Source organism: Xanthomonas sp. F1 (genome assembly GCF_014199855.1).
In genome coordinates, this window is record NZ_JACHOK010000002.1 from 446,238 (window position 1) to 469,557 (window position 23,320).

Sequence of the window (23,320 nt, forward strand, 5' to 3'; positions counted from 1 at the left end):
CGCGCTCCCACGTGTGAAGCGGCCGCACGGCGCACTGCCGCCGGTGCCGCACTGCAGCGGAGGTCGCCATGCGCTACGCGCTAGGCGTGGAGTACGACGGCAGCGAGTTCCAGGGTTGGCAGCAGCTCGGCGAGAGCGGCGGCCCCAGCGTGCAGGCGACGCTGCAGGCGGCGCTGTCGTCGGTGGCCGACGCGCCGGTGAGCGTGGTCTGCGCCGGCCGCACCGATGCCGGCGTGCACGGCGAGTGCCAGGTGGTGCATTTCGACTGCGACGCGCCGCGCCCGGCGCGCGGCTGGATGCTGGGCGCCACCGCGCGATTGCCGCCCTCGGTGTGCGTGCGCTGGTGCGTGCCGGTGGCCGACGACTTCCACGCACGCTTCTCCGCCCGCGCGCGCCGCTACCGCTACCGCCTGCTCAACCGCCAGGTGCGCCCGGCGCTGTACCGGCAGACCCTGAGCTGGGAGCGGCGGCCGCTGCAGGCCGAGGTCATGCATGCGGCGGCGCAGGCGCTGCTGGGCGAGCAGGACTTCAGCGCCTTCCGCAGCGTGCAGTGCCAGGCGCTGCACGCGCGCCGCGAGCTGCAGTCGATCACGGTGCACCGCAGCGGCGAGCTGGTCGAGATCCAGGTCCAGGCCAATGCATTCCTTCATCACATGGTGCGCAATATCGTGGGTTCCCTTGTCATGGTGGGGACGGGCGAAAAGCCGGCGTCCTGGATTGGCGAGCTGCTCGCCGGACGCGACCGCCGCGTCGCCGGTCCGACGGCGCCACCGCAGGGCCTGGTTTTCGTGGGTCCCCTCTATCCCGCCCACTGGACGCTTCCGGACGAGGTCACGCTATGAATCGCACGTTGTATCGCACCCGCATCAAGTTCTGCGGCATGACCCGCGCCGGCGATATCCGCCTGGCAGGCGAGTTGGGCGTGGATTCGATCGGGTTCGTGTTCGCCCATGGCAGTCCGCGGCGGGTCGCGCCGGCCGAGGCGCGGGCCATGCGCCAGGCCGCCGCGCCGATGGTGGACGTGGTGGCGCTGTTCCGCGACAACCCCAAGGACGAGGTGCGCGAGGTGCTGCGCACGGTGCGTCCGACCCTGCTGCAGTTCCACGGCGACGAGGACGACGGCTTCTGCCGCAGCTTCAACCTGCCGTACCTGAAGGCGGTGCCGATGGGCGGCGGCGAGATCAACGCGCGCACCCTGCAGCTGCAGTTCCCCAACGCCGCCGGCTTCCTGTTCGACAGTCACGCCCCCGGCGAAAGCGGCGGCTCTGGCAAGACCTTCGACTGGTCGCGGCTGCCCACCGGCCTGCACCGGCCGTTCCTGCTCGCCGGCGGGATCAATGGCGACAACGTGTTCGACGCGATCATCGGCACCTTGCCGTGGGGCGTGGACGTGTCCAGCGGCATCGAAAGCCAGCCCGGGATCAAGGACGGCCACAAGATGCGCAAATTCGTCGAGGAAGTGCGCCGCGCCGACTGCCACGAGTTGAACACCAACTGCTGAGCGCGATGCGGCGCCGTCGCCGGCGTCGCCTCGGTCAGCGCTGCAGTTCCTGCGTCAGCCACTGCGCCAGCGCGTCGACCCGCGGATCCTGGACCTCGCGGCGCGTGCACAGCGCCCACTGTCCGCCGGTTTCGACGAAGCCCCAGGGCGCCAGCAGGCGGCCATTGGCCAGGTCGTCGGCGACCAGCGGCTGCGGGGCGATCGCCACGCCGATCCCGGCCAGCGCCGCTTCCAGCAGGTAGTACAGGTGTTCGAAGCCGGTGCCGTAGCGCAACTGCGCCGGCGCCAGGCCCTGCGCCTCGGCCCAGGCCGGCCAGGCCTGCGGCCGCGACACGGTATGCAGCAGCGGCAGTCCCTGCAGTGCCGCTGGCGCAGCCGCGGTCAGTGCCGAGGCCTGCGGCAGGGCAGGGCTGAGCACCGGGCCGATCCGCTCCGGCGCCAGCACGCGGACCTGCCAGTCCGCCGGCCACGGCGCCTGGCCCAGCAGCAGCGCTGCGTCCAGGCCGTCCAGGTCGGCGGCGAAGTCGCCCTCGTGTGCGGACAGGTGCAGGGTCAGCGCCGGCAGGTCGCGCTGCAGCGCCTGCAGCCGCGGGATCATCCAGCGGGCCAGGATGCTGCCGGGGCAGCCCAGCACCAGTGCCGCCGGGCGCGCGGGGCGGCGCAGTTCCGCCACTGCGTCCTGCAACTGCGCGAACGCGTTGCCGGCGGCCTCGCACAGGCGCGTGCCGGCGACGGTCGGACGGATGCCGCGGCCGTCGCGTTGCAGCAGCGGCAGCCCCAGTTCCTGCTCCAGCAGCCGCACCTGGCGGCTGATCGCGCCATGAGTGACATGCAGTTCCGCCGCCGCGGCGCCGACGCTGCGCAGCCGCGCGGCGGCCTCGAAGGCGCGCAGGGCGTTGAGCGAGGGCAGGCGACGCGCACTGGTCATGTGAGTTTTCCTGACGGATTGCGTCAGACTTTATCGGTTTTTCTGTAGGAACGTGTGCGCTAAAGTGCAGGCCTGTTCTGTTGCCCCCGGTTGCGCCATGTCCTCTGTTCCCGTCAGCGACTTCCACGCCTATCCCGACGCCGCCGGCCACTTCGGCCGCTACGGCGGCCGTTTCGTCGCCGAGACCCTGATCGGCCCGCTGCAGGAGCTGGCCGCCGCCTACGACGCCGCCCGCCAGGATCCGGCCTTCATCGCCGCCTACGACAAGGACCTGACCCACTACGTCGGTCGGCCCAGCCCGATCTACCACGCCGAGCGGCTCAGCCGCGAAGTCGGTGGCGCGCAGATCCTGCTCAAGCGCGAGGACCTGAACCACACCGGCGCGCACAAGATCAACAACACCATCGGCCAGGCGCTGCTGGCCAGCCGCATGGGCAAGACCCGCATCATCGCCGAGACCGGCGCCGGCCAGCACGGCGTGGCCAGCGCCACCGTGGCCGCGCGGCTGGGCCTGGAGTGCGTGGTGTACATGGGCGCCACCGACATCGAGCGGCAGAAGATCAACGTCTACCGGATGAAGCTGCTCGGCGCCACGGTAGTGCCGGTGCACTCCGGCTCGGCCACGCTCAAGGACGCGCTCAACGAGGCGATGCGCGACTGGGTCACCAACGTGCAGGACACCTTCTACATCATCGGCACTGTCGCCGGCCCCGATCCGTACCCGCGGATGGTGCGCGACTTCAACGCCATCGTCGGCCGCGAGGCGCGCGAGCAGATGCTGCGCGACTACGGTCGCCTGCCGGACGCGATCAGCGCCTGCGTCGGCGGCGGCAGCAATGCCATCGGCCTGTTCCATGCCTTCCTCAACGACGCCTCGGTGAAGATCTACGGCGCCGAGGCCGCCGGCGACGGCATCGGCAGCGGCCGCCATGCCGCCTCGATCGCCGCCGGGCGTCCCGGTGTGCTGCACGGCAACCGCACCTACGTGATCTGCGACGACGACGGGCAGATCGTCGAAACCCATTCGGTGTCCGCCGGCCTGGACTACCCGGGCGTGGGCCCGGAGCACGCGTTCCTGGCCGACAGCGGCCGCGCCACCTACCAGGGCATCACCGACGACGAGGCGCTGGCCGCGTTCCACCTGCTGGCACACACCGAAGGCATCCTCGCTGCGCTGGAGTCCAGCCACGCCGTGGCGCAGTCGATCAAGCTGGCGCGCGAACTGCCCAAGGACGCGCTGGTGCTGTGCAACCTGTCCGGCCGCGGCGACAAGGACGTGCACACCATCGCCGCGCGCGAAGGATTGACGCTGTAACGCTTTGCCCTTCTCCTGCGGGAGAAGGTGGCGCGAAGCGCCGGATGAGGGTACGGGCGCAGCCCCTTGCTCACATTCCGCACCGCTTCGCCTCTTACCCTCACCCCAACCCCTCTCCCGCTGGGAGAGGGGCGCATAGGTCCCACATGAGCCGCCTCGCCGACACCTTTGCCCGACTCGATGCCCAACGCCGCAAGGCCCTGATCCCCTTTCTCACCGCCGGCGATCCGTCGCTGGAGGCGACCGTGCCGGCGATGCATGCGCTGGTCGAGGCCGGAGCCGACGTGATCGAACTGGGCGTGCCGTTCTCCGATCCGATGGCCGACGGCCCGACCATCCAGCGCAGCTCCGAGCGTGCGCTGGCGCGCGGTGCCGGCCTGCGCTACGTGCTGGAAACGGTCAGTGCCTTCCGTCGCGACGACGCCAGCACGCCGGTAGTGCTGATGGGCTACCTCAACCCGGTGGAGATCCACGGCACCGCGCGCTTCGCCGAGGAGGCGGTGGCGGCTGGCGTGGACGGCGTGCTGCTGGTCGACCTGCCGCCGGAGGAATCGACAGAGACCCTGACGATCTTCGCCGAGGCGGGGCTGGACCTGATCGTGCTGGCATCGCCAACCACCAGCGATGCACGCATCGCGTTGTTGTGCGATGCGGCGCGCGGCTACCTGTACTACGTCAGCTTCGCCGGCGTGACCGGCGCCGACCGGCTGGATACGCGCGCCGCCGGCGATCGCCTGCGCCAGCTGCGCGCGCGCTGCCCGGTGCCGGTGGTGGCCGGCTTCGGCATCAAGGACGCCGCCAGCGCCAAGGCCATGGCGGTCGACGCCGACGGGGTGGTGGTGGGCAGCGCGCTGGTCGCGGCGCTGGCCGAGGCAGGCGGCCCGCAGGCCGCGCGCGACGCCGCCCTGGCGTTCCTGACGCCGCTGCGGCAGGCGCTGGACGCGGGCTGAGCCACGCCTGGTCTGTATGCAAACGCCCGCCTTGCGCGGGCGTTCGCGTTTGCGGCGATGCCGCATCCGCTGCGCACACATGTGCATGCGGCGCACGCAGGCGATTCGAATGGCGCGCGCGGCTGCTGGCCCGACGCGATTGTTGTCGGCCCAAGATGGCCGCGGCGATGCCGCACGCCCCGCGGTGGGCGAGCGGTAGCAGGCACCCTGGCAGCGGCCGCGCCGATGCCGGCCGGCCTGGCCGCTCCATGCGCCACCGTCTGCAGGCCACCGGGGGACCGAGTTAGACTGTCGCCCCTCTGCGGCTCTCGCGGCCGCCCAATGGATCGTCACATCGCATGAGTTGGCTCAGCAAATTGATGCCTTCGGGCATCCGCACCGACAGCACGCCCAGCAAGAAGCGCAGCGTTCCCGAAGGCTTGTGGGAGAAGTGCCCCAACTGCAGCGCCGTGCTGTACCGGCCGGAACTGGAGGAGAACCTGGAGGTGTGCCCGAAGTGCGGTCACCACATGGCGATCCGCGCGCGCGCGCGCCTGGCCGCGCTGTTCGACGCCGACACCGCGCCGACCGAGATCGGCGCGCGCCTGGGCCCGACCGACGCGCTCAAGTTCAAGGACCAGAAGAAGTACGGCGAGCGCATCAAGGCCTCGCAGAAGAGCACCGGCGAATACGACGCGCTGGTGGCGATGCAGGGCCTGCTCAAGGGCCAACCGCTGGTGGTGGCCTCGTTCGATTTCGCCTTCATGGGCGGCTCGATGGGCTCGGTGGTCGGCGAGCGTTTCGCCCTGGCCGCCGAGACCGCGCTGAAGATCGGCGCGCCGTTCGTGTGCTTCTCCGCCAGCGGCGGCGCGCGCATGCAGGAAGGCCTGTTCTCGCTGATGCAGATGGCCAAGACCTCGGCCGCGCTCGGCCGCCTGCGCGAGGCCGGCCTGCCGTACGTGTCGGTGCTGACCCACCCCACCACCGGTGGCGTGTCGGCCAGCTTCGCCATGCTCGGCGACATCAACATCGCCGAGCCGTATGCGCTGATCGGCTTCGCCGGCCCGCGCGTGATCGAGCAGACCGTGCGCGAGACCCTGCCGGAAGGCTTCCAGCGTTCGGAGTTCCTGCTCGAGCACGGCGCCATCGACCAGATCTGCGACCGCCGCGAACTGCGCGACCGCCTGTCCGAACTGCTGGCGCTGATGATGCGGCAGCCGGCCCCGGCGAAGACGGAGGTGGCGTGAAAGCCGGGACCCGGGGCCCGGGACCCGGGTCCCGTGGTATTCCACGACGGATGTATCGCGCCAACAGCATGTTTGCTTCTACCGCCGTCCGTGCCTTGCGCTTTTTCCGGGTCCCGGGTCCCGGGTCCCGGGTCCCGACTCCATGAGCGCCCGCAAATACTTCGGCACCGACGGCATCCGTGGCCGGGTCGGGCAGGGCGCGATTTCCGCCGATTTCGTGATGCGCCTGGGCAATGCGCTGGGCCGGGTGCTGGTCGCGGGCGGCACCGCACGGCCGACCGTGGTGATCGGCAAGGACACGCGCATCTCCGGCTACATGTTCGAGTCGGCGCTGGAGGCCGGGCTGGTCGCGGCCGGCGCCAACGTGCAGTTGCTCGGGCCGATGCCGACCCCGGCGGTGGCGTTCCTCACGCGCACCCTCGGCGCCGATGCCGGCATCGTCATCAGCGCCTCGCACAACCCGCACTACGACAACGGCATCAAGTTCTTTTCCGCCCACGGCGAGAAGCTCGACGACGCCACCGAGCAGGCGATCGAAGCGGCCCTTGACGCGCCGTTCGCCACGGTCGAGTCCGAGCGCCTGGGCAAGGCGATGCGCGCGCGCGAGGCGATCGGCCGCTACATCGAGTTCTGCAAGGCCAGCGTGCCGCGCGGCTTCGACCTGCGTGGACTCAAGCTGGTACTGGACTGCGCGCACGGCGCGACCTACCACATCGCGCCGCTGCTCTTTCGCGAACTGGGCGCGGAGGTGATCGCGATCGGCGCGGCGCCGGACGGGCTCAACATCAACGCCGGCGTCGGCTCGATGCACATCGACAACCTCGCTGCCAACGTGCGCGACCATGGCGCACATCTGGGCATCGCCTTCGACGGCGACGGCGACCGTGTGCTGATGGCCGACGACCAGGGCAACCCGGTCGACGGCGACGGCCTGCTGTACGTGCTGGCCTGCGGCTGGCAGGCCAGTGGTCGCCTGCACGGTCCGGTGGTTGGTACGCTGATGACCAACTACGGCCTGGAACGGGCGCTGGCCGGGTTGCAGGTGCCGTTCCTGCGCGCCAAGGTCGGCGACCGCCACGTGCACCAGGCGCTGGTCGAACAGGGCGGGGTGCTCGGCGGCGAAGCGTCCGGACATATGCTGTGCCTGGATCGCGCCACCACCGGCGACGCCATCGTCAGCGCGCTGCAGGTGCTGGAAGTGCTCAAGCGCTCGCGGCAGACCCTGCGCCAGGCGCTGGCCGGGCTGCAGAAGGTGCCGCAGCAGACGGTCAACGTGCGCCTGCAGCCGGGCGTGCGCCCGCTCGAGGCCGATGCCGTGAAGGCCGCGCTGGCCGCGGCGCAGGCGGCGGTGCAGGGGCGCGGACGTGCCTTCCTGCGCGCCTCCGGCACCGAGCCGGTGGTGCGGGTCACGGTCGAGGCCGACGATGCCACGCTGATGCGACAGACCCTGGACGCGCTGGCCGAGGCGGTCCGTGACGCGGCGTGAGTCGATCGCCATTGCCCTCTTCGTGATCGTCGCCAAGGCGGTCACCTTCTACCTGCTGTATCGCCTGCTGCGCTGAGCGCGGCGTTCGTTCCCTTCACGAGATGACGGTTCCTGCCATGACTGCGCGCATTCCCACCCTCGACATCACCCGCTTCGAAACAGACCGCGATGCCTTCGTCGCCGAACTGGGTGCGGCCTACCGCGAGTGGGGCTTCGCCGGCATTCGCAACCACGGCATCGCCCAGGCGCAGATCGACGCGGCCTACGACGTGTTCAAGGCGTTCTTCGCCCTGCCCGAGGAGACCAAGCGCAAGTACCACCTGCCGGGCAGCGGCGGCGCGCGCGGCTATACCGCCTTCGGCGTGGAGACCGCCAAGGATTCCAAGCATTTCGACCTGAAGGAGTTCTGGCACATCGGCCGCGAGATCGCCGACGACTCCCCGTACCGCGCGGTGATGCCGCCGAACCTGTGGCCGAGCGAAGTGCCCGGCTTCCGCACCCACGGCTATGGCCTGTACCAGGCGCTGGATGCGCTCGGCGCGCGCGTGCTGTCGGCGCTGGCCCTGCACATCGGCCTGCCCGAGCACTACTTCGTCGACAAGACCGATTCGGGCAACTCGATCCTGCGCCCGATCCACTACCCGCCGATCACCGCCGACGACATCCCCAACGTGCGCGCCGGTGCCCACGAGGACATCAACCTGATCACCCTGCTGGTCGGGGCCAGCGCCGCCGGCCTGGAAGTGAAGTCCAAGCAGGGCGAGTGGGTGCCGTTCACCTCCGACGCCGACACCATCGTGGTCAACATCGGCGACATGCTGCAGCGCCTGACCAACCACGTGTATCCCTCGACCACCCACCGCGTGGTCAACCCGCCGGGCGAGCAGGCGCGCCAGCCACGCTACTCGGTGCCGTTCTTCCTGCACCCGAACCCGGACTTCGTGATCGACGTGCTGCCGTCCTGCATCAGCGCCGACAACCCCAGCCGCTATCCCGAGCCGATCACCGCGCAGGGGTATCTGGAGGAGCGGTTGCGGGAGATTAAATTGAAGTAGGGAGGCGGGCTATGGCGCAGCAGGAAGCTGGACTCATCAACATTTTTATTCGTGCGCTCGACGAGCGCGCGGGCAAGCTGGCGCGACGTGCCGATACTGTACCTACCAACGGTAGCGACCAGCGGATGCTTGCCGACTTGATGGCTACAGATGGCACACATTGGGTGCTGATTGAATTCAAGGACGCCGCCGCGGGTATACAAGCCGAACGCGAAAAGGCGGTAGTTCCCGATGTCTGTCAGTGGCTGAGGTCGGACGCCGTCAATGCGAAAGCGCATGATCGCTGTCACTTTTACGCGCAGGACAAAGCCGCTGATATCGGCTTCTGGCGCTACCGTGCTGTTGTCTGCTCGTATTTGCCATTGCCCAAGACTCCGGCCGCCTGGTCCGATGCTTTCATCGGGCAGCTTTTGGCGGAGCAGCCTCAAGTGGGTTTGGAAAGCGAGGACTTTCTCGATTACACGCAGGCGCTGCTTGCTCATACGACGGGAGGTGGTGATGGGCGAGATGTCGTGCTGGTCGTCGCCAGGGCACCTGGGACCTGCCACCACTTCACATTGTCGCTGCCAGAACTGGTCCGCGCCTTGGCTCCCTCTTCCGGCCCTAGCATGAAGTTGTAGTCATTCCACGCTTCTAATGCGATGTGAACCGCGCCCCATCATCCGCAATAGCAGGCCATTGGGCAGCAGCGCGGTCAGGCCGAGCAGGGTGCGGTAGACTGCGCCCGGGACCACCCGCACCTTGCCGCGTTCGGCGCCGTCGATGCCGGCGCGGGCCACCGCCGCGGTCTGCAGCCAGAGCCAGCGCGGCAGGGCGTCCATCTGTTCGCGGGTGCCGGTGACGTCGTGGAACTCGGACCAGGTGAAGCCGGGGCACAGCGCGCAGACGCCCACCCCGCGGTCGGCGTTCTCCAGGGCCAGCGATTCGCTGAAGCGCAGCATGAAGCTCTTCGCCGCCGCGTACAGGGTGTGGCCGTCGGCGCCGGGCACCAGGGCGGCGAACGAGGCGACGTTGAGGATGCGGCCGTGGCCGCTGGCGCGCAGCGCCGGCAGCAGCCGCCAGGTCAGCTCGCACACCGCGCCGACCATCACCTGCAGGAACGCCGCGTGCACCGCCCAGTCCTGGGCGATGTAGCGGCCGGGCACGCCGTAGCCGGCGTTGTTGACCAGGATCCGCACCGCCAGCCCGCGCCGTTCGATCTCGGCCACCAGCGCGGCCGGCGCCGCCGGGTCGGCCAGGTCGGCGACCAGCACCTCCACCGGCACCTGCGCCCGCAGTTCGGCGGCCAGTGCCTGCAGCAGCGCCTCGCGGCGCGCGCTGAGGATCAGCGGTACGCCGCGGCGGGCGTATTCGCGGGCGATCTCGCGGCCGATGCCGCTGGAGGCGCCGGTGATCAGGGCGTAGCCGGGAAGCTGGGTCATGGCGGTCTCTGGACGTGGAGCGGGCGGCGGGGGAGGGCGGGCCGGCGGGACGATGCCTGGCCTTGGCGGCGCATCGGCTATCCTCTCGGCACTTTTTCGCCGGAGATGCGCCGATGCGACGCAAGATCGTAGCCGGAAACTGGAAATTGCATGGCACCCGCCACTTCGCCGCCGAGCTGGTGCGGGAGATCGTCGCCGGGCTGCACGCGGCCGATCACGGTGTGGAGGTGGTGATCCTGCCGCCGCTGCCGTACCTGGGCGACCTGATCGAGAACTTCGAGGACCGGATGCTGCGCTTCGGCGCGCAGGACGTCAGCAGCAACGAGAAGGGGGCCTATACCGGCGAGGTGTCGGCGGCGATGCTGGTCGACGTGGGTGCCGACTACGGCCTGGTCGGGCATTCGGAGCGGCGCCAGTATCACCAGGAGAGCAGCGAGCTGGTCGCGCGCAAGTTCGCCGCCGCCATGCACGCGGGGCTGGTCCCGATCCTGTGCGTGGGCGAGACCCTGGAGCAGCGCGAGGCCGGGCGGACCGAGACGGTCATTGCCGCGCAGCTGGCGCCGGTGCTGGACCTGGTCGGCGCCGAGGGCTTCGCCCGGGCGGTGCTGGCCTACGAGCCGGTCTGGGCGATCGGCACCGGCCGCACCGCCAGCCCGGCGCAGGCGCAGGCGGTGCATGCGTTCATCCGTGGCGAAGTGGCGGCGCGCGATGCTAGAATCGCGGATTCGTTGCCGATCCTGTATGGCGGCAGCGTCAAGCCCGACAACGCCGCCGAGCTGTTCGCACAGCCGGATGTGGATGGCGGGCTGGTGGGCGGCGCCTCGCTGGTCGCCGCGGAATTCCTGGCCATCGTGCGAGCGGCGGCCGCCTGTTGAGCGAACGGCTGCCGATGGCGGCCGTTCGTCCCCCAAGTCGTACTGTCCGGACGGATTTCGAAATGCTGATGGTCATCCTCAATGTGGTCTACGTGCTGGTGGCGATCGCGATGATCGCGCTGATCCTGATGCAGCGCGGCGCCGGTGCGGCGGCGGGTTCCGGGTTCGGCGCCGGCGCGTCCGGCACCGTGTTCGGATCGCGCGGCGCGTCCAACTTCCTGTCCAAGTCGACCAAGTGGCTGGCGGTGGTGTTCTTCGCCATCAGCCTGTTCATGGCCTGGTACGCCGGCCACAGCGCGCGTCCGGCCGACGCCAATCTGGGCGTGATGTCGCAGTCCGCTACCCCGGCCCCGGCCGCGCCGGCCGGCGAACTGCAGGTGCCGCAGGCGCCGTCGGTCGCCGCTGCGGCTCCCGCCGCGGCCCCGGCCGCCCAGCCGGCGCCGGAAAAAGCGCAAGAAAAGTCGCCTGCCCCGTCGCAGAAAGACTGAAGACGGTTACAATATGCTGCGCGGCGGGATTGCCGCGCAGGTTTTACGCAAGCCCAGGTGGCGGAATTGGTAGACGCACTACCTTGAGGTGGTAGCGACTTAGGTCGTAGGGGTTCGAGTCCCCTCTTGGGCACCATTGTTTGGCTACGGTTTCTGCGCGACGGCATCACGCCCTCGCCCGGAGAATCGTCTATCCCATGCCTGCGCGGCACGCGCGCGGGCACAGGCAAGAGAGAATCGCGAGTGCTGGCCGAATATTTGCCGACCCTGCTGTTTCTGATCGTGGCCACCGGTATCGGCGTCGCGCTGATGCTGGTGGGACGGTTCCTCGGTCCCCGGCGTCCCGACCTGAAGAAGCTCTCGCCGTACGAGTGCGGCTTCGAGGCCTTCGAGGACGCGCGCATGAAGTTCGACGTGCGCTACTACCTGATCGCCATCCAGTTCATCGTCTTCGATCTGGAAATCATCTTCATCGTGCCGTGGACGCAGGTGTTCATGGACCTGGGCGCTCGCTCCCTGGTCACCATGGGCCTGTTCGTCGGCATGTTGTTCCTCGGTTTTGTCTACGTGTGGAAGAAGGGAGCGCTGGAATGGGAGTGATTCAGACCCTGGATCGCCTGATGACCAACCCGATCCCGGAAGGGCGGGTGGACGACATCCTGCGTCCCGAAGGCGAGAACCCGCTGCTGGAGAAGGGCTACGTCACCACCAGCGTCGACGCGCTGCTGAACTGGGCGCGCACCGGCTCGATGTGGCCGATGACCTTCGGCCTGGCGTGCTGCGCGGTCGAGATGATGCACGCCGGCGCCGCGCGCCTGGACCTGGATCGCTACGGTGTGGTGTTCCGCCCGTCGCCGCGCCAGTCCGACGTGATGATCGTCGCCGGCACCCTGGTCAACAAGATGGCCCCGGCGCTGCGCAAGGTCTATGACCAGATGCCGGACCCGAAGTGGGTCATCTCGATGGGCAGCTGCGCCAACGGCGGCGGCTACTACCATTACTCGTATTCGGTGGTGCGCGGCTGCGACCGCATCGTGCCGGTGGACGTCTACGTCCCGGGCTGCCCGCCGACCGCCGAGGCCCTGGTCTACGGCATCCTGCAGTTGCAGAAGAAGATCTGGCGAACCCAGACCATCGCGCGCTGATTCCTCTTTCCTCAGAGAGCACGCCAAGCCCCCATGGCAGAGCAAGCATCTTCCTTTAGCGACCGACTCGGCGCCCGTTTTCCCGGCAGCCAGGTCTTCGTGGCCCTTCCGCGCGGCGAAGTCACCCTGGAAGTGCCGGCCGACGCCTGGCACGCCACCTGCCTGGCGCTGCGCGACGAGTTCGGTTTCGAACAGCTGTCCGACCTGTGCGGCGTGGACTACCTGGGCTACGGCAGCGACGAGTGGGATACCTCGGACGTGTCCTCGCACGGCTTCAGCCGCGGCGTCGAAGGCAAGGCCGTGGGCCGTTTCGCCTGGGGCGAGTTCCCCAGCGGCGAGGCGGCCGGCGGCGCGCAGCCGCTGCCGGTGCCGCAGCAGCGCTACGCCGTGCTGGCGCAGCTGATTTCCTACCGCCACAACCAGCGCCTGCGCGTGCGTTGCTACGCGCCGAACGAAGACCTGCCGGTGGTGGCCTCGGTCACCGACATCTGGCCGGGTGCGAACTGGTTCGAGCGCGAGGCGTTCGACCTGTTCGGCGTGGTCTTCGCCGGCCACCCGGACCTGCGCCGCATCCTCACCGACTACGGCTTCGTCGGCCATCCGTTCCGCAAGGATTTCCCGCTGATCGGCAACGTCGAAGTGCGCTACGACGAAGAGAAGCAGCGCGTGATCTACGAGCCGGTGACCTCGGTGGAGCCGCGCGTGGGCGTGCCGCGCGTGATCCGCGACGATGCGCGCTACCAGACCGCGGCGGGCGAAGCACAGAAGGAGTCCGCCAAGTGAGCGAGTACCACCAGGCGCACGACGGGTTCGCCAGCAATCCTGCCGAAGCCAAGCAGGAGATCCGCAACTACACGATGAACTTCGGCCCGCAGCATCCGGCCGCGCACGGCGTGCTGCGCCTGATCCTGGAAATGGACGGCGAGACCGTGGTCCGTGCCGATCCGCACATCGGCCTGCTGCACCGTGGCACCGAGAAGCTGGCCGAGTCCAAGCCGTTCAACCAGTCGATCGGCTACATGGATCGCCTGGACTACGTGTCGATGATGTGCAACGAGCACGCCTACGTGCGCGCGATCGAGACCCTGATGGGGATCGAGGCGCCGGAGCGTGCGCAGTACATCCGCACCATGTTCGACGAGATCACCCGCATCCTGAACCACCTGATGTGGGTCGGCTCCAACGGCCTGGATCTGGGCGCGATGGCGGTGATGCTGTACGCGTTCCGTGAACGCGAAGAGCTGATGGACGTGTACGAGGCGGTGTCGGGCGCGCGCATGCACGCGACCTACTACCGTCCGGGCGGCGTCTACCGCGACCTGCCGGATCGTATGCCCAAGTACCAGGAATCGCGCTGGCACAAGGGCAATGCGCTGAAGCGGCTCAATGCCGCGCGCGAAGGCTCGATGCTGGACTTCCTGGAGGAGTTCACCAACACCTTCCCGGCGCGCGTCGACGAGTACGAGACCCTGCTCACCGACAACCGTATCTGGAAGCAGCGCACCGTCGGCATCGGCGTGGTCACCCCGGAGCAGGCCTATGGCTGGGGCATGACCGGTGTGATGCTGCGCGGCTCGGGCATCGCCTGGGACCTGCGCAAGAAGCAGCCCTACGCCAAGTACGACAGCGTCGATTTCGACATCCCGCTCGGCACCCACGGCGATTGCTACGACCGCTATCTGGTGCGCGTGGCCGAGATGCGCGAATCCAACCGCATCATCAAGCAGTGCGTGCAGTGGCTGAAGGCCAACCCGGGCCCGGTCATGGTCGAGAACTTCAAGGTGGCGCCGCCCAAGCGCGCCGACATGAAGGACGACATGGAAGCGCTGATCCACCACTTCAAGCTGTTCAGCGAAGGCTATTGCGTGCCGGCCGGCGAGACCTACTGCGCGGTCGAAGCGCCGAAGGGCGAGTTCGGCTGCTACCTGATGTCCGACGGCGCCAACAAGCCGTTCCGCGTGCATCTGCGTGCGCCGGGCTTCGCCCATCTGTCGTCGATGGACGCGATCGTGCGCGGCCACATGCTGGCCGACGTGGTGGCGATGATTGGTACCTATGATCTGGTGTTTGGTGAGGTCGACCGATGAAGGCGACAGGTAATTTCGAGGCGGCGCGCGACGTCGATCCGATGGTGGTGCTGAGCGACAAGACGCGCGCGCACATCGATCACTGGCTGGCCAAGTTCCCGCCGGACCGCAAGCGCTCGGCGGTGCTGCAGGGGCTGCACGCGGCGCAGGAACAGAACCAGGGCTGGCTGACCGACGAGTTGATCGCCGGTGTGGCCAAGTACCTGGAACTGCCGCCGGTGTGGGCCTACGAGGTCGCCAGCTTCTACTCGATGTTCGAGACCGAGAAGGTCGGCCGCAACAACGTCGCGTTCTGCACCAACATCAGTTGCTGGCTCAACGGCGCCGAGGATCTGGTCGCGCATGCCGAGAAGAAGCTCGGCTGCAAGCTGGGCCAGTCCACCGCCGATGGCCGCGTCTACCTCAAGCGCGAGGAAGAGTGCCTGGCCGGTTGCGCCGGCGCACCGATGATGGTCATCAACGGCCACTACCATGAGCATCTGACCAAGGACAAGGTCGACGAATTGCTGGACGGGTTGGAGTAACGGCAATGGCACAGCATCCCCACGCTCCCACCGGTCCGGTCGGCCCCGCGCCGCAGCCGCACCAGGTGGTGTACACCACGCTGCACTACGACACCCCGTGGTCCTACGAAAGCTACCTGAAGACCGGTGGCTACGCCGCGCTGCGCAAGATCCTCGAAGAGAAGATCCCGCCGGAGCAGGTGATCGAGATGGTCAAGCAGTCGAACCTGCGCGGCCGTGGCGGCGCCGGCTTCCCGACCGGCCTGAAGTGGTCGTTCATGCCCAAGGGCGCGCCGCAGAAGTACATCCTGTGCAATTCGGACGAGTCCGAGCCAGGTACCTGCAAGGACCGCGACATCCTGCGCTACAACCCGCATTCGGTGGTGGAGGGCATGGCCATCGCCTGCTACGCCACCGGCTCCACCGTGGGCTACAACTACCTGCGTGGCGAGTTCCACCACGAGCCGTTCGAGAACTTCGAGCAGGCCCTGGCCGATGCCTATGCCAATGGCTGGCTGGGCAAGAACATCCTCGGCAGCGGCATCGACATCGACATCTACGGCGCGCTGGGCGCCGGCGCCTACATCTGCGGCGAAGAGACCGCGCTGATGGAGTCGCTGGAAGGCAAGAAGGGCCAGCCGCGCTACAAGCCGCCGTTCCCGGCCAACTTCGGCCTGTACGGCAAGCCGTCGACGATCAACAACACCGAGACCTACGCCTCGGTGCCGGCGATCATCCGCAACGGCCCGGAATGGTTCCTGGGGCTGAGCAAGACCAAGAACGGCGGCCCGAAGATCTTCTCGGTCTCCGGCTGCGTGCAGAAGGGCGGCAACTTCGAAGTGCCGCTGGGCACCACCTTCGACGAACTGCTGGAGATGGCCGGCGGGCTGAAGCCGGGCCGCACCCTCAAGGGCGCGATCCCGGGCGGCGTGTCGATGCCGGTGCTGAAGGCCGAGCAGCTCGCGGGCCTGCAGATGGACTACGACACCCTGCGCGCACTGGGCACTGGCCTGGGGTCGGGCGCGATCGTGGTGCTCGACGACAGCGTGTGCTGCGTGAAGTTCGCCTGCCGCATCTCGCAGTTCTTCCACAAGGAGTCCTGCGGCCAGTGCACCCCGTGCCGCGAAGGCACCGGCTGGATGCACCGCGTGCTGGAGCGCATCGTCGCCGGCAAGGCCACGATGGAAGACCTGCACCAGCTGCGCACCGTCGCCGGACAGATCGAAGGCCACACCATCTGCGCCTTCGGCGAAGCGGCGGCCTGGCCGATCCAGGGCTTCCTGCGCCAGTTCTGGGACGAATTCGAGTACTACATCGTCAACGGTCATTCGATGGTTGACGGCAAGAAGGTGGAGGCAGCCGCCGCATGAGCGCGCAACCCAACAATCCCGGCGCGACCCCCGCGGTCGTGCCGGAAGGCCATGTGACCGTCGAGATCGACGGCCAGTCGCTGGTCGTGCCGAAGGGCTCGATGATCATCCAGGCCGCCGACAAGGCCGGCATCCCGATCCCGCGCTTCTGCTACCACGAGAAGCTGCCGATCGCGGCAAACTGCCGCATGTGTCTGGTCGACGTCGAGAAGTCGCCCAAGCCATCGCCGGCCTGCGCCACGCCGGTCATGGACGGCATGAAGGTGCAGACCCGCAGCGACAAGGCGCTGAAGTACCAGCGCAGCGTCATGGAATTCCTGCTGATCAACCATCCGCTGGACTGCCCGATCTGCGATCAGGGCGGCGAGTGCGAACTGCAGGACGTGTCGCTGGGCTACGGCCGCTCGGTCAGCCGCTTCAACGAGCGCAAGCGCGTGGTGCCGGACGAGGACATCGGGCCGCTGGTCGCCACCGAGATGACCCGATGCATCCAGTGCACCCGCTGCGTGCGCTTCACCGCGGACATCGCCGGCACCTACGAGCTGGGCGGCATGTACCGCGGCGAGAACCTGCAGATCGGCACCTACGACGGCAAGCCGCTGACCACCGAGCTGTCCGGCAACGTGGTCGACGTGTGCCCGGTGGGCGCGCTGACCAACAAGGTGTTTCAGTTCCGCGCGCGTCCCTGGGAACTGGTGGCGCGCGAGTCGCTGGGCTACCACGACGCGATGGGTTCCAACCTGTTCCTGCACGTGCGCCGCGGCGAAGTGCTGCGCACCGTGCCGCGCGACAACGAAGCGGTCAACGAGTGCTGGCTGTCCGACCGCGACCGCTACTCGCACCAGGGCCTGTACGCCGAGGACCGCGCACTGCGGCCGATGCGCAAGGTCGACGGGCAGTGGCGCGAGGTGTCGTGGGCCGAAGGGCTTTCCGCGGCGAGCGATATCCTCAAGGCCAACCGCGGCGACGCGCTGGGCGTGCTCGCGCATCCGTCCACCTCCAACGAGGAGGGCGCGCTGCTGGCGCGCCTGGCCGAGGGCCTGGACAGCGGCAACCTCGATCACCGCGTGTACAACCGCGACTTCTCCGATGCCGCGCTGGCCGAGCCGTTCGCGCTGCCGCTGGCGGAGATCGAGCAGGCCGACGTGGTGGTGATCCTGGGTAGCAACCTGCGCCATGAGCTGCCGCTGCTGCATGCACGCCTGCGCAAGGCACGGATGCAGCGCCAGACCAAGCTTTATTCGATCAATCCGGTCGATTTCGACGTGGCCTTCGACCAGGCCGGCCGCCAGATCGTGGCGCCGTCGAAGTTCGCCGAGGCACTGGCCGATAGCGCGCTGCGCGGCGCGGTGCAGGGCGCTGGCCGCGCGGTGCTGATCGTCGGCGCGCTGGTCGAGAACCATCCGCAGGCCGCGGCGCTGCGTGCGGCCGCGCGCGACTTCGCCACCGCCACCGGCGCGGCGCTGTGCCGCATCCCGCAGGGTGCCAACGCGCTCGGCCTGTCGCGCTACGGCGTGCTGCCGCGCGGGCGCAACGCCGCGGCGATGCTGGCCGAGCCGCGCAGCGCCTACGTGCTGTACGGCCTGGAGCCGGGGCTGGACTTCGCCGACGCCGCCGCCGCGCGCAGCGCGCTGGCCGGTGCCAAGGTGGTGGCGTTCAGCCACTTCGCCTGCGCCTCCACCCGCGACGTGGCCGACGTGATCCTGCCGATCGGCGCGCTGCCGGAAATCGAGGCGACGCTGACCAACCTCAACGGCAGCGACCAGCGCACCCGCGCCGGCGGCAAGCTGCCGGGTGAGGCCCGCGAGGGCTGGCGGGTGCTGCGTGCGCTCGGCGGCGAGCTGGGCCTGCCGGGCTTCGCGTTCATCGACTTGGCCGGGCTGCGCGATGGCCTGCAGCCGCGCGAGGTCGCCGCGGCGAGCTCGGCGCAGCCGGCACGCCAGGACGAGGGCCTGGAACTCGCCGCCAGTCCGGCGATCTACCGCACCGATGCGGTGGTGCGCCGCGCGCAGGCGCTGCAGCAGCATCCGCTGAACCGCGCGCCGGGCGTGGCGCTGCATCCGGACGAGGCGGCACGCCTGGGCCTGCGCGACGGACAGATGGTCAAGGTCGGCACCGCGGCGGGTAGCGCCACGTTGCCGCTGGCGACGGACAAGCGGGTCGCGCCGGGCGCGGCCTGGATCGAAACGGGCCACGGCGCGACCGCGCCGCTGGGCGCCGGTCGGGTGACGGTGGTGGCCGCATGAACGAGATGCTGTTGAACGTGGTCGACCCGCTGCACCAGTGGTTCCTCGGCCTGGGCGCCCTCGGCGTGGTCCTGTGGATCGTGCTGAAGATCCTGCTGATCGCCATGCCGGTGATCATCTCGGTGGCGTTCTACGTGGTCTGGGAACGCAAGCTGATCGGCTGGATGCACGTGCGCCACGGGCCGATGTACGTGGGCATGGGCATCTTCCAGGCCTTCGCCGACGTCTTCAAGCTGCTGTTCAAGGAAATCATCCAGCCGAGCAGCTCGCACAAGGCGATGTTCGTGATCGCGCCGCTGATCACCCTGGCGCCGGCCTTCGCCGCCTGGGCGGTGGTGCCGTTCGACGCCAAGCTGGTGCTGTCCAACGCCAACGCCGGCCTGCTGTACCTGCTGGCGATGACCTCGCTGGGCGTGTACGGCATCATCCTGGCCGGCTGGGCGTCCAACTCCAAGTACGCCTTCCTCGGCGCGATGCGCTCGGCCGCGCAGGTGGTCAGCTACGAGATCGCGATGGGCTTCGCCCTGGTCGGCGTGATGATCGCCGCCGGCAGCCTGAACCTGAGCACGATCGTGCAGGCGCAGGCCGGCAGCTCCGGGTTCTTCGACTGGTTCCTGATCCCGCTGTTCCCGCTGTTCATCGTGTACTGGGTGTCCGGCGTGGCCGAGACCAACCGCGCGCCGTTCGACGTGGTCGAAGGCGAGTCGGAAATCGTCGCCGGCCACATGGTCGAGTATTCGGGCGGTGCGTTCGCGCTGTTCTTCCTGGCCGAATACGCCAACATGATCCTGGTCAGCTTCCTGGTCTCGATCTTCTTCCTGGGTGGCTGGCTGAGCCCGATCCAGGGCTGGGTCACCGCGGACGTCTCGCCGTGGGTCAACTGGATCTGGACCGGCGGCTGGCCGTGGCTGCTGATGAAGGTGCTGTTCTTCGCCAGCGCGTACATCTGGTTCCGCGCCAGCTTCCCGCGCTACCGCTACGACCAGATCATGCGCCTGGGCTGGAAGGTGTTCATCCCGCTGACGATCGTGTGGATCGCGGTGACGGCATTGATGGTGTTCTACGGCGTGATCCAGAAGGGCGTGTAAGCGATGAATAAAATCACCCATTACTTCAAGAGCCTGCTGCTGCTCGAGTTGCTCGGCGGCCTGTGGCTGACCTTGAAGTACACGTTCCGTCCCAAGTACACCGTGCTGTACCCGATGGAGAAGTTCCCGCAGTCGCCGCGCTTCCGTGGCCTGCACGCGCTGCGCCGCTATCCCAACGGCGAAGAGCGCTGCATCGCCTGCAAGCTGTGCGAGGCGGTGTGCCCGGCGCTGGCGATCACCATCGACTCGACCAAGCGCGAGGACGGCACCCGCCGCACCACCCGCTACGACATCGACCTGTTCAAGTGCATCTACTGCGGCTTCTGCGAGGAGAGCTGCCCGGTGGATTCGATCGTGGAGACCCAGGTGCTGGAGTACCACTTCGAAAAGCGCGGCGAGAACATCGTCACCAAGCCGCAGTTGCTGGCGATCGGAGACCGGCTCGAGGCCGAGATCGCCGAGCGCCGCGCTGCCGACGCTCCCTTCCGCTGAGGTTCCGAAATGGATTGGGTCAATATCGCTTTCTGGATCTTCGCCACCATCGCCGCGGTCGCCGCCGGCGCGGTGATCAGCGTGCGCAACCCCGTGTACGCGGTGCTGTGCCTGATCCTGACGTTCTTCTCCATCGCCTGCGTGTGGCTGCTGGTGGGCGCCGAGTTCCTCGGCGTGACCCTGGTGCTGGTCTACGTCGGCGCGGTGATGGTGCTGTTCCTGTTCGTGGTGATGATGCTGGACATCGACACCGCCCGCATGCGCGAGGGCTGGGTACGCTACCTGCCGGTCGGCCTGGTGGTGGCAGTGGCGATGCTGGTGCAGATGGTCACCCTGATCGGGGTCAAGGCACGCAGCGCGGCGCCGTTCCCGGCCGACAACGCCGCGGCCCAGGCGGCCGACACTTCCAACATCACCTGGCTGGCCAAGACCCTGTTCACCCAGTTCCTGCTGCCGTTCGAATTCGCCGCGATCATCCTGACCGTGGCGGTCGTGGCCGCGGTGATGCTGACCCTGCGCAAGCGCACCGGCATCAAGACCCAGAACCCGGGCGACCAATCGCGGGTCAAGGCCGGCGACCGCCTGCGCATCGTCAAGATGGACGCCGAGAAGCCCACGCTCCACACTCCGCCGGCATCGCAGGAGGGCCAGCCATGATCTCCCTAGGCCATCTGCTGGCGCTCGGCGCGGTGCTGTTCTGCATCGCCCTGGCCGGCATCTTCCTCAATCGCAAGAACGTCATCGTGCTGCTGATGTCGATCGAGCTGATGCTGCTGTCGGTCAACATCAACTTCGTCGCCTTCTCGCGCGAACTCGGCGACGCCGCCGGCCAGTTGTTCGTGTTCTTCATCCTGACCGTGGCCGCGGCCGAAGCCGCCATCGGCCTCGCGATCCTGGTGACGCTGTTCCGTACCCGCCACACGATCAACGTGGCCGAAGTCGATTCGCTGAAGGGCTGACCTGCAGATGGAAATTACGCTCTCCAAGAGTCTGCTGATCGCGGTGGTGCTGGCCCCGCTGGTCGGCAGCATCATCGCCGGCCTGTTCGGCCGTCAGGTCGGCCGCAAGGGCGCGCAGTTCGCCACCATCCTCGGCGTCGCGGTCAGCTGCGCGCTGTCGTGCTGGACCCTGTACCAGCTGGTCGGGCAGGGCGCCTCGCCGTTCAACCAGAACCTCTACACATTCTTCGAGGTCGGCCACTATTCGGCCCACGTCGGCTTCATGGTCGACCGCCTGACCGCGATGATGATGGTGGTGGTGACCTTCGTGTCGCTGCTGGTGCACATCTACACCATCGGCTACATGGCCGACGATCCGGGCTACCAGCGCTTCTTCAGCTACATCTCGCTGTTCACCTTCTCGATGCTGAGCCTGGTGATGAGCAACAACTTCCTGCAGCTGTTCTTCGGCTGGGAAGCGGTGGGCCTGGTGTCGTACCTGCTGATCGGCTTCTGGTTCAAGCGCCCGACCGCGGTGTTCGCCAACATGAAGGCGTTCCTGGTCAACCGCGTCGGCGACTTCGGCTTCATCCTCGGCATCGCCGGCGTGCTGCTGTGGTTCGGCACGCTGGACTACGCCAGCGTGTTCGCCAATGCCACCGCGGTGCTGGGCAACGAGGCCGCCGGCGGCCTGGCCCAGGTGCAACTGTTCCAGGGCCATGCCTGGAACGTCTCCACCATCATCTGCGTGTGCCTGTTTATCGGCGCCATGGGCAAGTCGGCGCAGGTGCCGCTGCACGTGTGGCTGCCGGACTCGATGGAAGGCCCGACCCCGATCTCGGCGCTGATCCACGCCGCGACCATGGTCACCGCCGGCATCTTCATGGTGGCGCGCATGTCGCCGCTGTTCGAACTGTCGCAGACCGCGCTGAACTTCGTGCTGGTCGTAGGCGCCACCACCGCGTTCTTCACCGGCCTGATCGGCATCGTGCAGAACGACATCAAGCGCGTGGTCGCCTACTCGACGCTGTCGCAGCTGGGCTACATGACCGTGGCACTGGGCGTGTCGGCGTACTCGGCCGCGGTGTTCCACCTGATGACCCATGCCTTCTTCAAGGCGCTGCTGTTCCTGGCGGCCGGCTCGGTCATCATCGGCATGCACCACGAGCAGGACATGCGCAAGATGGGCGGCCTGCGCAAGTACATGCCGATCACCTACTGGACCAGCGTGATCGGCACCCTGGCGCTGGTCGGCACCCCGTTCTTCGCCGGCTTCTACTCCAAGGACACCATCATCGAGGCGGCCGCGCACCATGCGCACACCTCGCATAGCTGGATCGCGACCTACGGCTACTGGGCTGTGCTGGGCGGCGTGCTGATCACCAGCTTCTACAGCTTCCGCCTGCTGTTCCTGACCTTCCACGGCCAGGAGCGCTTCCGCGATGCGCATGCGCACGACGTGCACGCCCACCACGACAGCGCGCATACCGACGCCGAGGCGCAGTCCCACGCGCACGATGCGCACGACGCGCATGCGCATGACGACCACCATGGCCATCATGGCGCGCACGAGCCGCACGAGTCGCCGTGGGTGGTGACGGTGCCGCTGATCCTGCTGGCGATCCCGTCGATCGCGATCGGCTTCTTCACCATCGGTCCGATGCTGTTCGGCACCGACTGGGCGGGCCACCATGCCGCGGCAGCGATCAAGGGCCAGGCGGTCAGCTTCTTCACCGGCATCGTCGATTTCTACGATCCGGCGCGCGACACCGTCGGCGCGCTGGCCGAGGAGTTCCACGGCCCGGTCGCGTTTGCCCTGCACGGCCTGACCCAGCCGCCGTTCTTCCTGACCCTGGCCGGTTTCGCCCTGGCCTGGATCCTGTACCTGTGGAAGCCGGAGCTGGCGGCGAAGGCGCGCAAGACCTTCTCGCTGCCGGTGTGGATCCTCGAGAACAAGTACGGTTTCGACAAGCTCTGGATCGGCGGTTTCGCCGGCGGCGGCGTGCGCCTGGGCAAGGTGTCGCGCGCGGTGGATACGCATGTCGTGGACGGCGTCATGGTCAACGGCACCGCGCGCGTGATCGACCTGGCGGCCAACCTGCTGCGTCGCACGCAATCCGGTTTCCTCTATCACTACGCCTTCGCGATGATCGTCGGTCTCATTGCCCTGCTGGGCGTGCTGATGCATTTCTGGCGTTGACCTGTA

At 68.2% G+C, this 23,320-nt stretch carries 24 protein-coding genes and 1 tRNA gene; 23 read left to right on the top strand and 2 right to left on the bottom strand.

The window, feature by feature from the left end:
* Positions 1-68: 68 nt before the first annotated feature.
* Entirely contained in the window at positions 69-842 is a 774-nt protein-coding gene (gene truA / locus GGR71_RS06605; protein WP_160960955.1) for a tRNA pseudouridine(38-40) synthase TruA, read from the top strand.
* Positions 839-1,501: a phosphoribosylanthranilate isomerase gene (locus tag GGR71_RS06610; protein ID WP_019801754.1), complete on the top strand. Its 663-nt coding sequence runs from the start codon at positions 839-841 to the stop codon at positions 1,499-1,501. The genes truA and GGR71_RS06610 overlap by 4 nt, the downstream gene beginning before the upstream one ends.
* 34 nt (positions 1,502-1,535) lie before the next feature.
* Here the strand turns inward: GGR71_RS06610 and GGR71_RS06615 are convergent, their stop codons facing one another.
* Positions 1,536-2,429, bottom strand: coding sequence for a LysR family transcriptional regulator (locus tag GGR71_RS06615; RefSeq protein ID WP_184451747.1), 894 nt, complete (start codon positions 2,427-2,429; stop codon positions 1,536-1,538).
* Between the two features lie 97 nt (positions 2,430-2,526).
* On the opposite strand from GGR71_RS06615, the gene trpB reads away from it, so the two are divergent.
* The 6 genes from trpB (at position 2,527) to GGR71_RS06645 (ending at position 9,081) form a co-directional block, all read left to right on the top strand.
* Positions 2,527-3,744 (top strand): tryptophan synthase subunit beta, encoded by a 1,218-nt coding sequence (trpB, locus tag GGR71_RS06620; protein ID WP_160960949.1) that lies wholly within the window; start codon positions 2,527-2,529, stop codon positions 3,742-3,744.
* A 146-nt stretch (positions 3,745-3,890) separates the two neighbouring features.
* Complete coding sequence (trpA, locus tag GGR71_RS06625) at positions 3,891-4,694, top strand: tryptophan synthase subunit alpha (RefSeq protein ID WP_160960946.1); 804 nt, start codon at positions 3,891-3,893, stop codon at positions 4,692-4,694.
* 338 nt (positions 4,695-5,032) lie between these two features.
* Positions 5,033-5,920 carry an acetyl-CoA carboxylase, carboxyltransferase subunit beta gene (gene accD / locus GGR71_RS06630; protein ID WP_160960943.1) on the top strand — a complete coding sequence of 296 codons (888 nt, stop codon included), beginning with the start codon at positions 5,033-5,035 and terminating at the stop codon, positions 5,918-5,920.
* A gap of 142 nt (positions 5,921-6,062) precedes the next feature.
* The gene (gene glmM, locus GGR71_RS06635; RefSeq protein ID WP_160960940.1) at positions 6,063-7,406 is read left to right on the top strand and encodes a phosphoglucosamine mutase; all 1,344 of its coding nucleotides are present in this window, start codon (positions 6,063-6,065) and stop codon (positions 7,404-7,406) included.
* A 116-nt stretch (positions 7,407-7,522) separates the two neighbouring features.
* The gene (locus GGR71_RS06640; protein WP_160960938.1) at positions 7,523-8,461 is read left to right on the top strand and encodes an isopenicillin N synthase family dioxygenase; all 939 of its coding nucleotides are present in this window, start codon (positions 7,523-7,525) and stop codon (positions 8,459-8,461) included.
* An 11-nt stretch (positions 8,462-8,472) separates the two neighbouring features.
* On the top strand, positions 8,473-9,081 hold the full coding sequence (locus GGR71_RS06645; protein ID WP_160960935.1) for a hypothetical protein: 609 nt from the start codon (positions 8,473-8,475) through the stop codon (positions 9,079-9,081).
* On the opposite strand, the gene GGR71_RS06650 is transcribed toward GGR71_RS06645, so the two are convergent.
* Entirely contained in the window at positions 9,082-9,882 is an 801-nt protein-coding gene (locus GGR71_RS06650) for an SDR family NAD(P)-dependent oxidoreductase (protein WP_160960932.1), read from the bottom strand. It abuts the gene before it with no gap.
* A gap of 113 nt (positions 9,883-9,995) precedes the next feature.
* Here GGR71_RS06650 and tpiA point away from each other — a divergent pair, with 113 nt between their 5' ends.
* The 15 genes from tpiA to nuoL all read left to right on the top strand — a co-directional run bounded on the left by tpiA (position 9,996) and on the right by nuoL (position 23,314).
* Positions 9,996-10,757 (top strand): triose-phosphate isomerase, encoded by a 762-nt coding sequence (tpiA, locus tag GGR71_RS06655; RefSeq protein ID WP_184451749.1) that lies wholly within the window; start codon positions 9,996-9,998, stop codon positions 10,755-10,757.
* A 62-nt stretch (positions 10,758-10,819) separates the two neighbouring features.
* A complete protein-coding gene (gene secG, locus GGR71_RS06660; RefSeq protein ID WP_160962988.1) occupies positions 10,820-11,245 on the top strand; it encodes a preprotein translocase subunit SecG in 426 nt (141 codons plus the stop codon).
* Between the two features lie 51 nt (positions 11,246-11,296).
* Positions 11,297-11,381 (top strand) — tRNA-Leu (locus tag GGR71_RS06665).
* Positions 11,382-11,488: 107 nt separating this feature from the next.
* A complete protein-coding gene (locus tag GGR71_RS06670; RefSeq protein ID WP_010343005.1) occupies positions 11,489-11,845 on the top strand; it encodes an NADH-quinone oxidoreductase subunit A in 357 nt (118 codons plus the stop codon).
* Complete coding sequence (locus tag GGR71_RS06675; RefSeq protein WP_010343006.1) at positions 11,836-12,390, top strand: NuoB/complex I 20 kDa subunit family protein; 555 nt, start codon at positions 11,836-11,838, stop codon at positions 12,388-12,390. The genes GGR71_RS06670 and GGR71_RS06675 overlap by 10 nt, the downstream gene beginning before the upstream one ends.
* Positions 12,391-12,423: 33 nt before the next feature.
* A complete protein-coding gene (locus GGR71_RS06680) occupies positions 12,424-13,173 on the top strand; it encodes an NADH-quinone oxidoreductase subunit C (protein ID WP_026143244.1) in 750 nt (249 codons plus the stop codon).
* Complete coding sequence (locus GGR71_RS06685) at positions 13,170-14,477, top strand: NADH-quinone oxidoreductase subunit D (protein ID WP_160962990.1); 1,308 nt, start codon at positions 13,170-13,172, stop codon at positions 14,475-14,477. Before GGR71_RS06680 ends, GGR71_RS06685 begins: the two co-directional genes overlap by 4 nt.
* Complete coding sequence (nuoE, locus tag GGR71_RS06690) at positions 14,474-15,001, top strand: NADH-quinone oxidoreductase subunit NuoE (RefSeq protein ID WP_048489486.1); 528 nt, start codon at positions 14,474-14,476, stop codon at positions 14,999-15,001. Before GGR71_RS06685 ends, nuoE begins: the two co-directional genes overlap by 4 nt.
* Positions 15,002-15,006: 5 nt before the next feature.
* On the top strand, positions 15,007-16,350 hold the full coding sequence (nuoF, locus tag GGR71_RS06695) for an NADH-quinone oxidoreductase subunit NuoF (RefSeq protein WP_160962992.1): 1,344 nt from the start codon (positions 15,007-15,009) through the stop codon (positions 16,348-16,350).
* Complete coding sequence (nuoG, locus tag GGR71_RS06700; protein WP_160962994.1) at positions 16,347-18,596, top strand: NADH-quinone oxidoreductase subunit NuoG; 2,250 nt, start codon at positions 16,347-16,349, stop codon at positions 18,594-18,596. Before nuoF ends, nuoG begins: the two co-directional genes overlap by 4 nt.
* On the top strand, positions 18,593-19,684 hold the full coding sequence (nuoH, locus tag GGR71_RS06705; protein ID WP_048489483.1) for an NADH-quinone oxidoreductase subunit NuoH: 1,092 nt from the start codon (positions 18,593-18,595) through the stop codon (positions 19,682-19,684). The genes nuoG and nuoH overlap by 4 nt, the downstream gene beginning before the upstream one ends.
* Before the next feature lie 3 nt (positions 19,685-19,687).
* Positions 19,688-20,176, top strand: a complete 489-nt coding sequence (gene nuoI, locus GGR71_RS06710) for an NADH-quinone oxidoreductase subunit NuoI (RefSeq protein ID WP_012915532.1) — start codon at positions 19,688-19,690, stop codon at positions 20,174-20,176.
* Positions 20,177-20,185: 9 nt separating this feature from the next.
* A complete protein-coding gene (locus GGR71_RS06715; protein WP_160962996.1) occupies positions 20,186-20,833 on the top strand; it encodes an NADH-quinone oxidoreductase subunit J in 648 nt (215 codons plus the stop codon).
* Entirely contained in the window at positions 20,830-21,135 is a 306-nt protein-coding gene (gene nuoK, locus GGR71_RS06720; RefSeq protein ID WP_017908131.1) for an NADH-quinone oxidoreductase subunit NuoK, read from the top strand. Before GGR71_RS06715 ends, nuoK begins: the two co-directional genes overlap by 4 nt.
* Before the next feature lie 7 nt (positions 21,136-21,142).
* On the top strand, positions 21,143-23,314 hold the full coding sequence (nuoL, locus tag GGR71_RS06725; protein WP_160962998.1) for an NADH-quinone oxidoreductase subunit L: 2,172 nt from the start codon (positions 21,143-21,145) through the stop codon (positions 23,312-23,314).
* The last annotated feature ends 6 nt before the right edge of the window (positions 23,315-23,320 follow it).

Excerpts from the sequence above, each read along its gene's own strand:
- truA (WP_160960955.1), top strand. The coding sequence starts at position 69 with ATGCGCTACGCGCTAGGCGTGGAGTACGACGGCAGCGAGTTCCAGGGT.
- GGR71_RS06610 (WP_019801754.1), top strand. The coding sequence starts at position 839 with ATGAATCGCACGTTGTATCGCACCCGCATCAAGTTCTGCGGCATGACC.
- GGR71_RS06615 (WP_184451747.1), bottom strand. The coding sequence starts at position 2,429 with ATGACCAGTGCGCGTCGCCTGCCCTCGCTCAACGCCCTGCGCGCCTTC.
- trpB (WP_160960949.1), top strand. The coding sequence starts at position 2,527 with ATGTCCTCTGTTCCCGTCAGCGACTTCCACGCCTATCCCGACGCCGCC.
- trpA (WP_160960946.1), top strand. The coding sequence starts at position 3,891 with ATGAGCCGCCTCGCCGACACCTTTGCCCGACTCGATGCCCAACGCCGC.
- accD (WP_160960943.1), top strand. The coding sequence starts at position 5,033 with ATGAGTTGGCTCAGCAAATTGATGCCTTCGGGCATCCGCACCGACAGC.
- glmM (WP_160960940.1), top strand. The coding sequence starts at position 6,063 with ATGAGCGCCCGCAAATACTTCGGCACCGACGGCATCCGTGGCCGGGTC.
- GGR71_RS06640 (WP_160960938.1), top strand. The coding sequence starts at position 7,523 with ATGACTGCGCGCATTCCCACCCTCGACATCACCCGCTTCGAAACAGAC.
- GGR71_RS06645 (WP_160960935.1), top strand. The coding sequence starts at position 8,473 with ATGGCGCAGCAGGAAGCTGGACTCATCAACATTTTTATTCGTGCGCTC.
- GGR71_RS06650 (WP_160960932.1), bottom strand. The coding sequence starts at position 9,882 with ATGACCCAGCTTCCCGGCTACGCCCTGATCACCGGCGCCTCCAGCGGC.
- tpiA (WP_184451749.1), top strand. The coding sequence starts at position 9,996 with ATGCGACGCAAGATCGTAGCCGGAAACTGGAAATTGCATGGCACCCGC.
- secG (WP_160962988.1), top strand. The coding sequence starts at position 10,820 with ATGCTGATGGTCATCCTCAATGTGGTCTACGTGCTGGTGGCGATCGCG.
- GGR71_RS06675 (WP_010343006.1), top strand. The coding sequence starts at position 11,836 with ATGGGAGTGATTCAGACCCTGGATCGCCTGATGACCAACCCGATCCCG.
- GGR71_RS06680 (WP_026143244.1), top strand. The coding sequence starts at position 12,424 with ATGGCAGAGCAAGCATCTTCCTTTAGCGACCGACTCGGCGCCCGTTTT.
- nuoE (WP_048489486.1), top strand. The coding sequence starts at position 14,474 with ATGAAGGCGACAGGTAATTTCGAGGCGGCGCGCGACGTCGATCCGATG.
- nuoF (WP_160962992.1), top strand. The coding sequence starts at position 15,007 with ATGGCACAGCATCCCCACGCTCCCACCGGTCCGGTCGGCCCCGCGCCG.
- nuoG (WP_160962994.1), top strand. The coding sequence starts at position 16,347 with ATGAGCGCGCAACCCAACAATCCCGGCGCGACCCCCGCGGTCGTGCCG.
- nuoH (WP_048489483.1), top strand. The coding sequence starts at position 18,593 with ATGAACGAGATGCTGTTGAACGTGGTCGACCCGCTGCACCAGTGGTTC.
- nuoI (WP_012915532.1), top strand. The coding sequence starts at position 19,688 with ATGAATAAAATCACCCATTACTTCAAGAGCCTGCTGCTGCTCGAGTTG.
- GGR71_RS06715 (WP_160962996.1), top strand. The coding sequence starts at position 20,186 with ATGGATTGGGTCAATATCGCTTTCTGGATCTTCGCCACCATCGCCGCG.
- nuoK (WP_017908131.1), top strand. The coding sequence starts at position 20,830 with ATGATCTCCCTAGGCCATCTGCTGGCGCTCGGCGCGGTGCTGTTCTGC.
- nuoL (WP_160962998.1), top strand. The coding sequence starts at position 21,143 with ATGGAAATTACGCTCTCCAAGAGTCTGCTGATCGCGGTGGTGCTGGCC.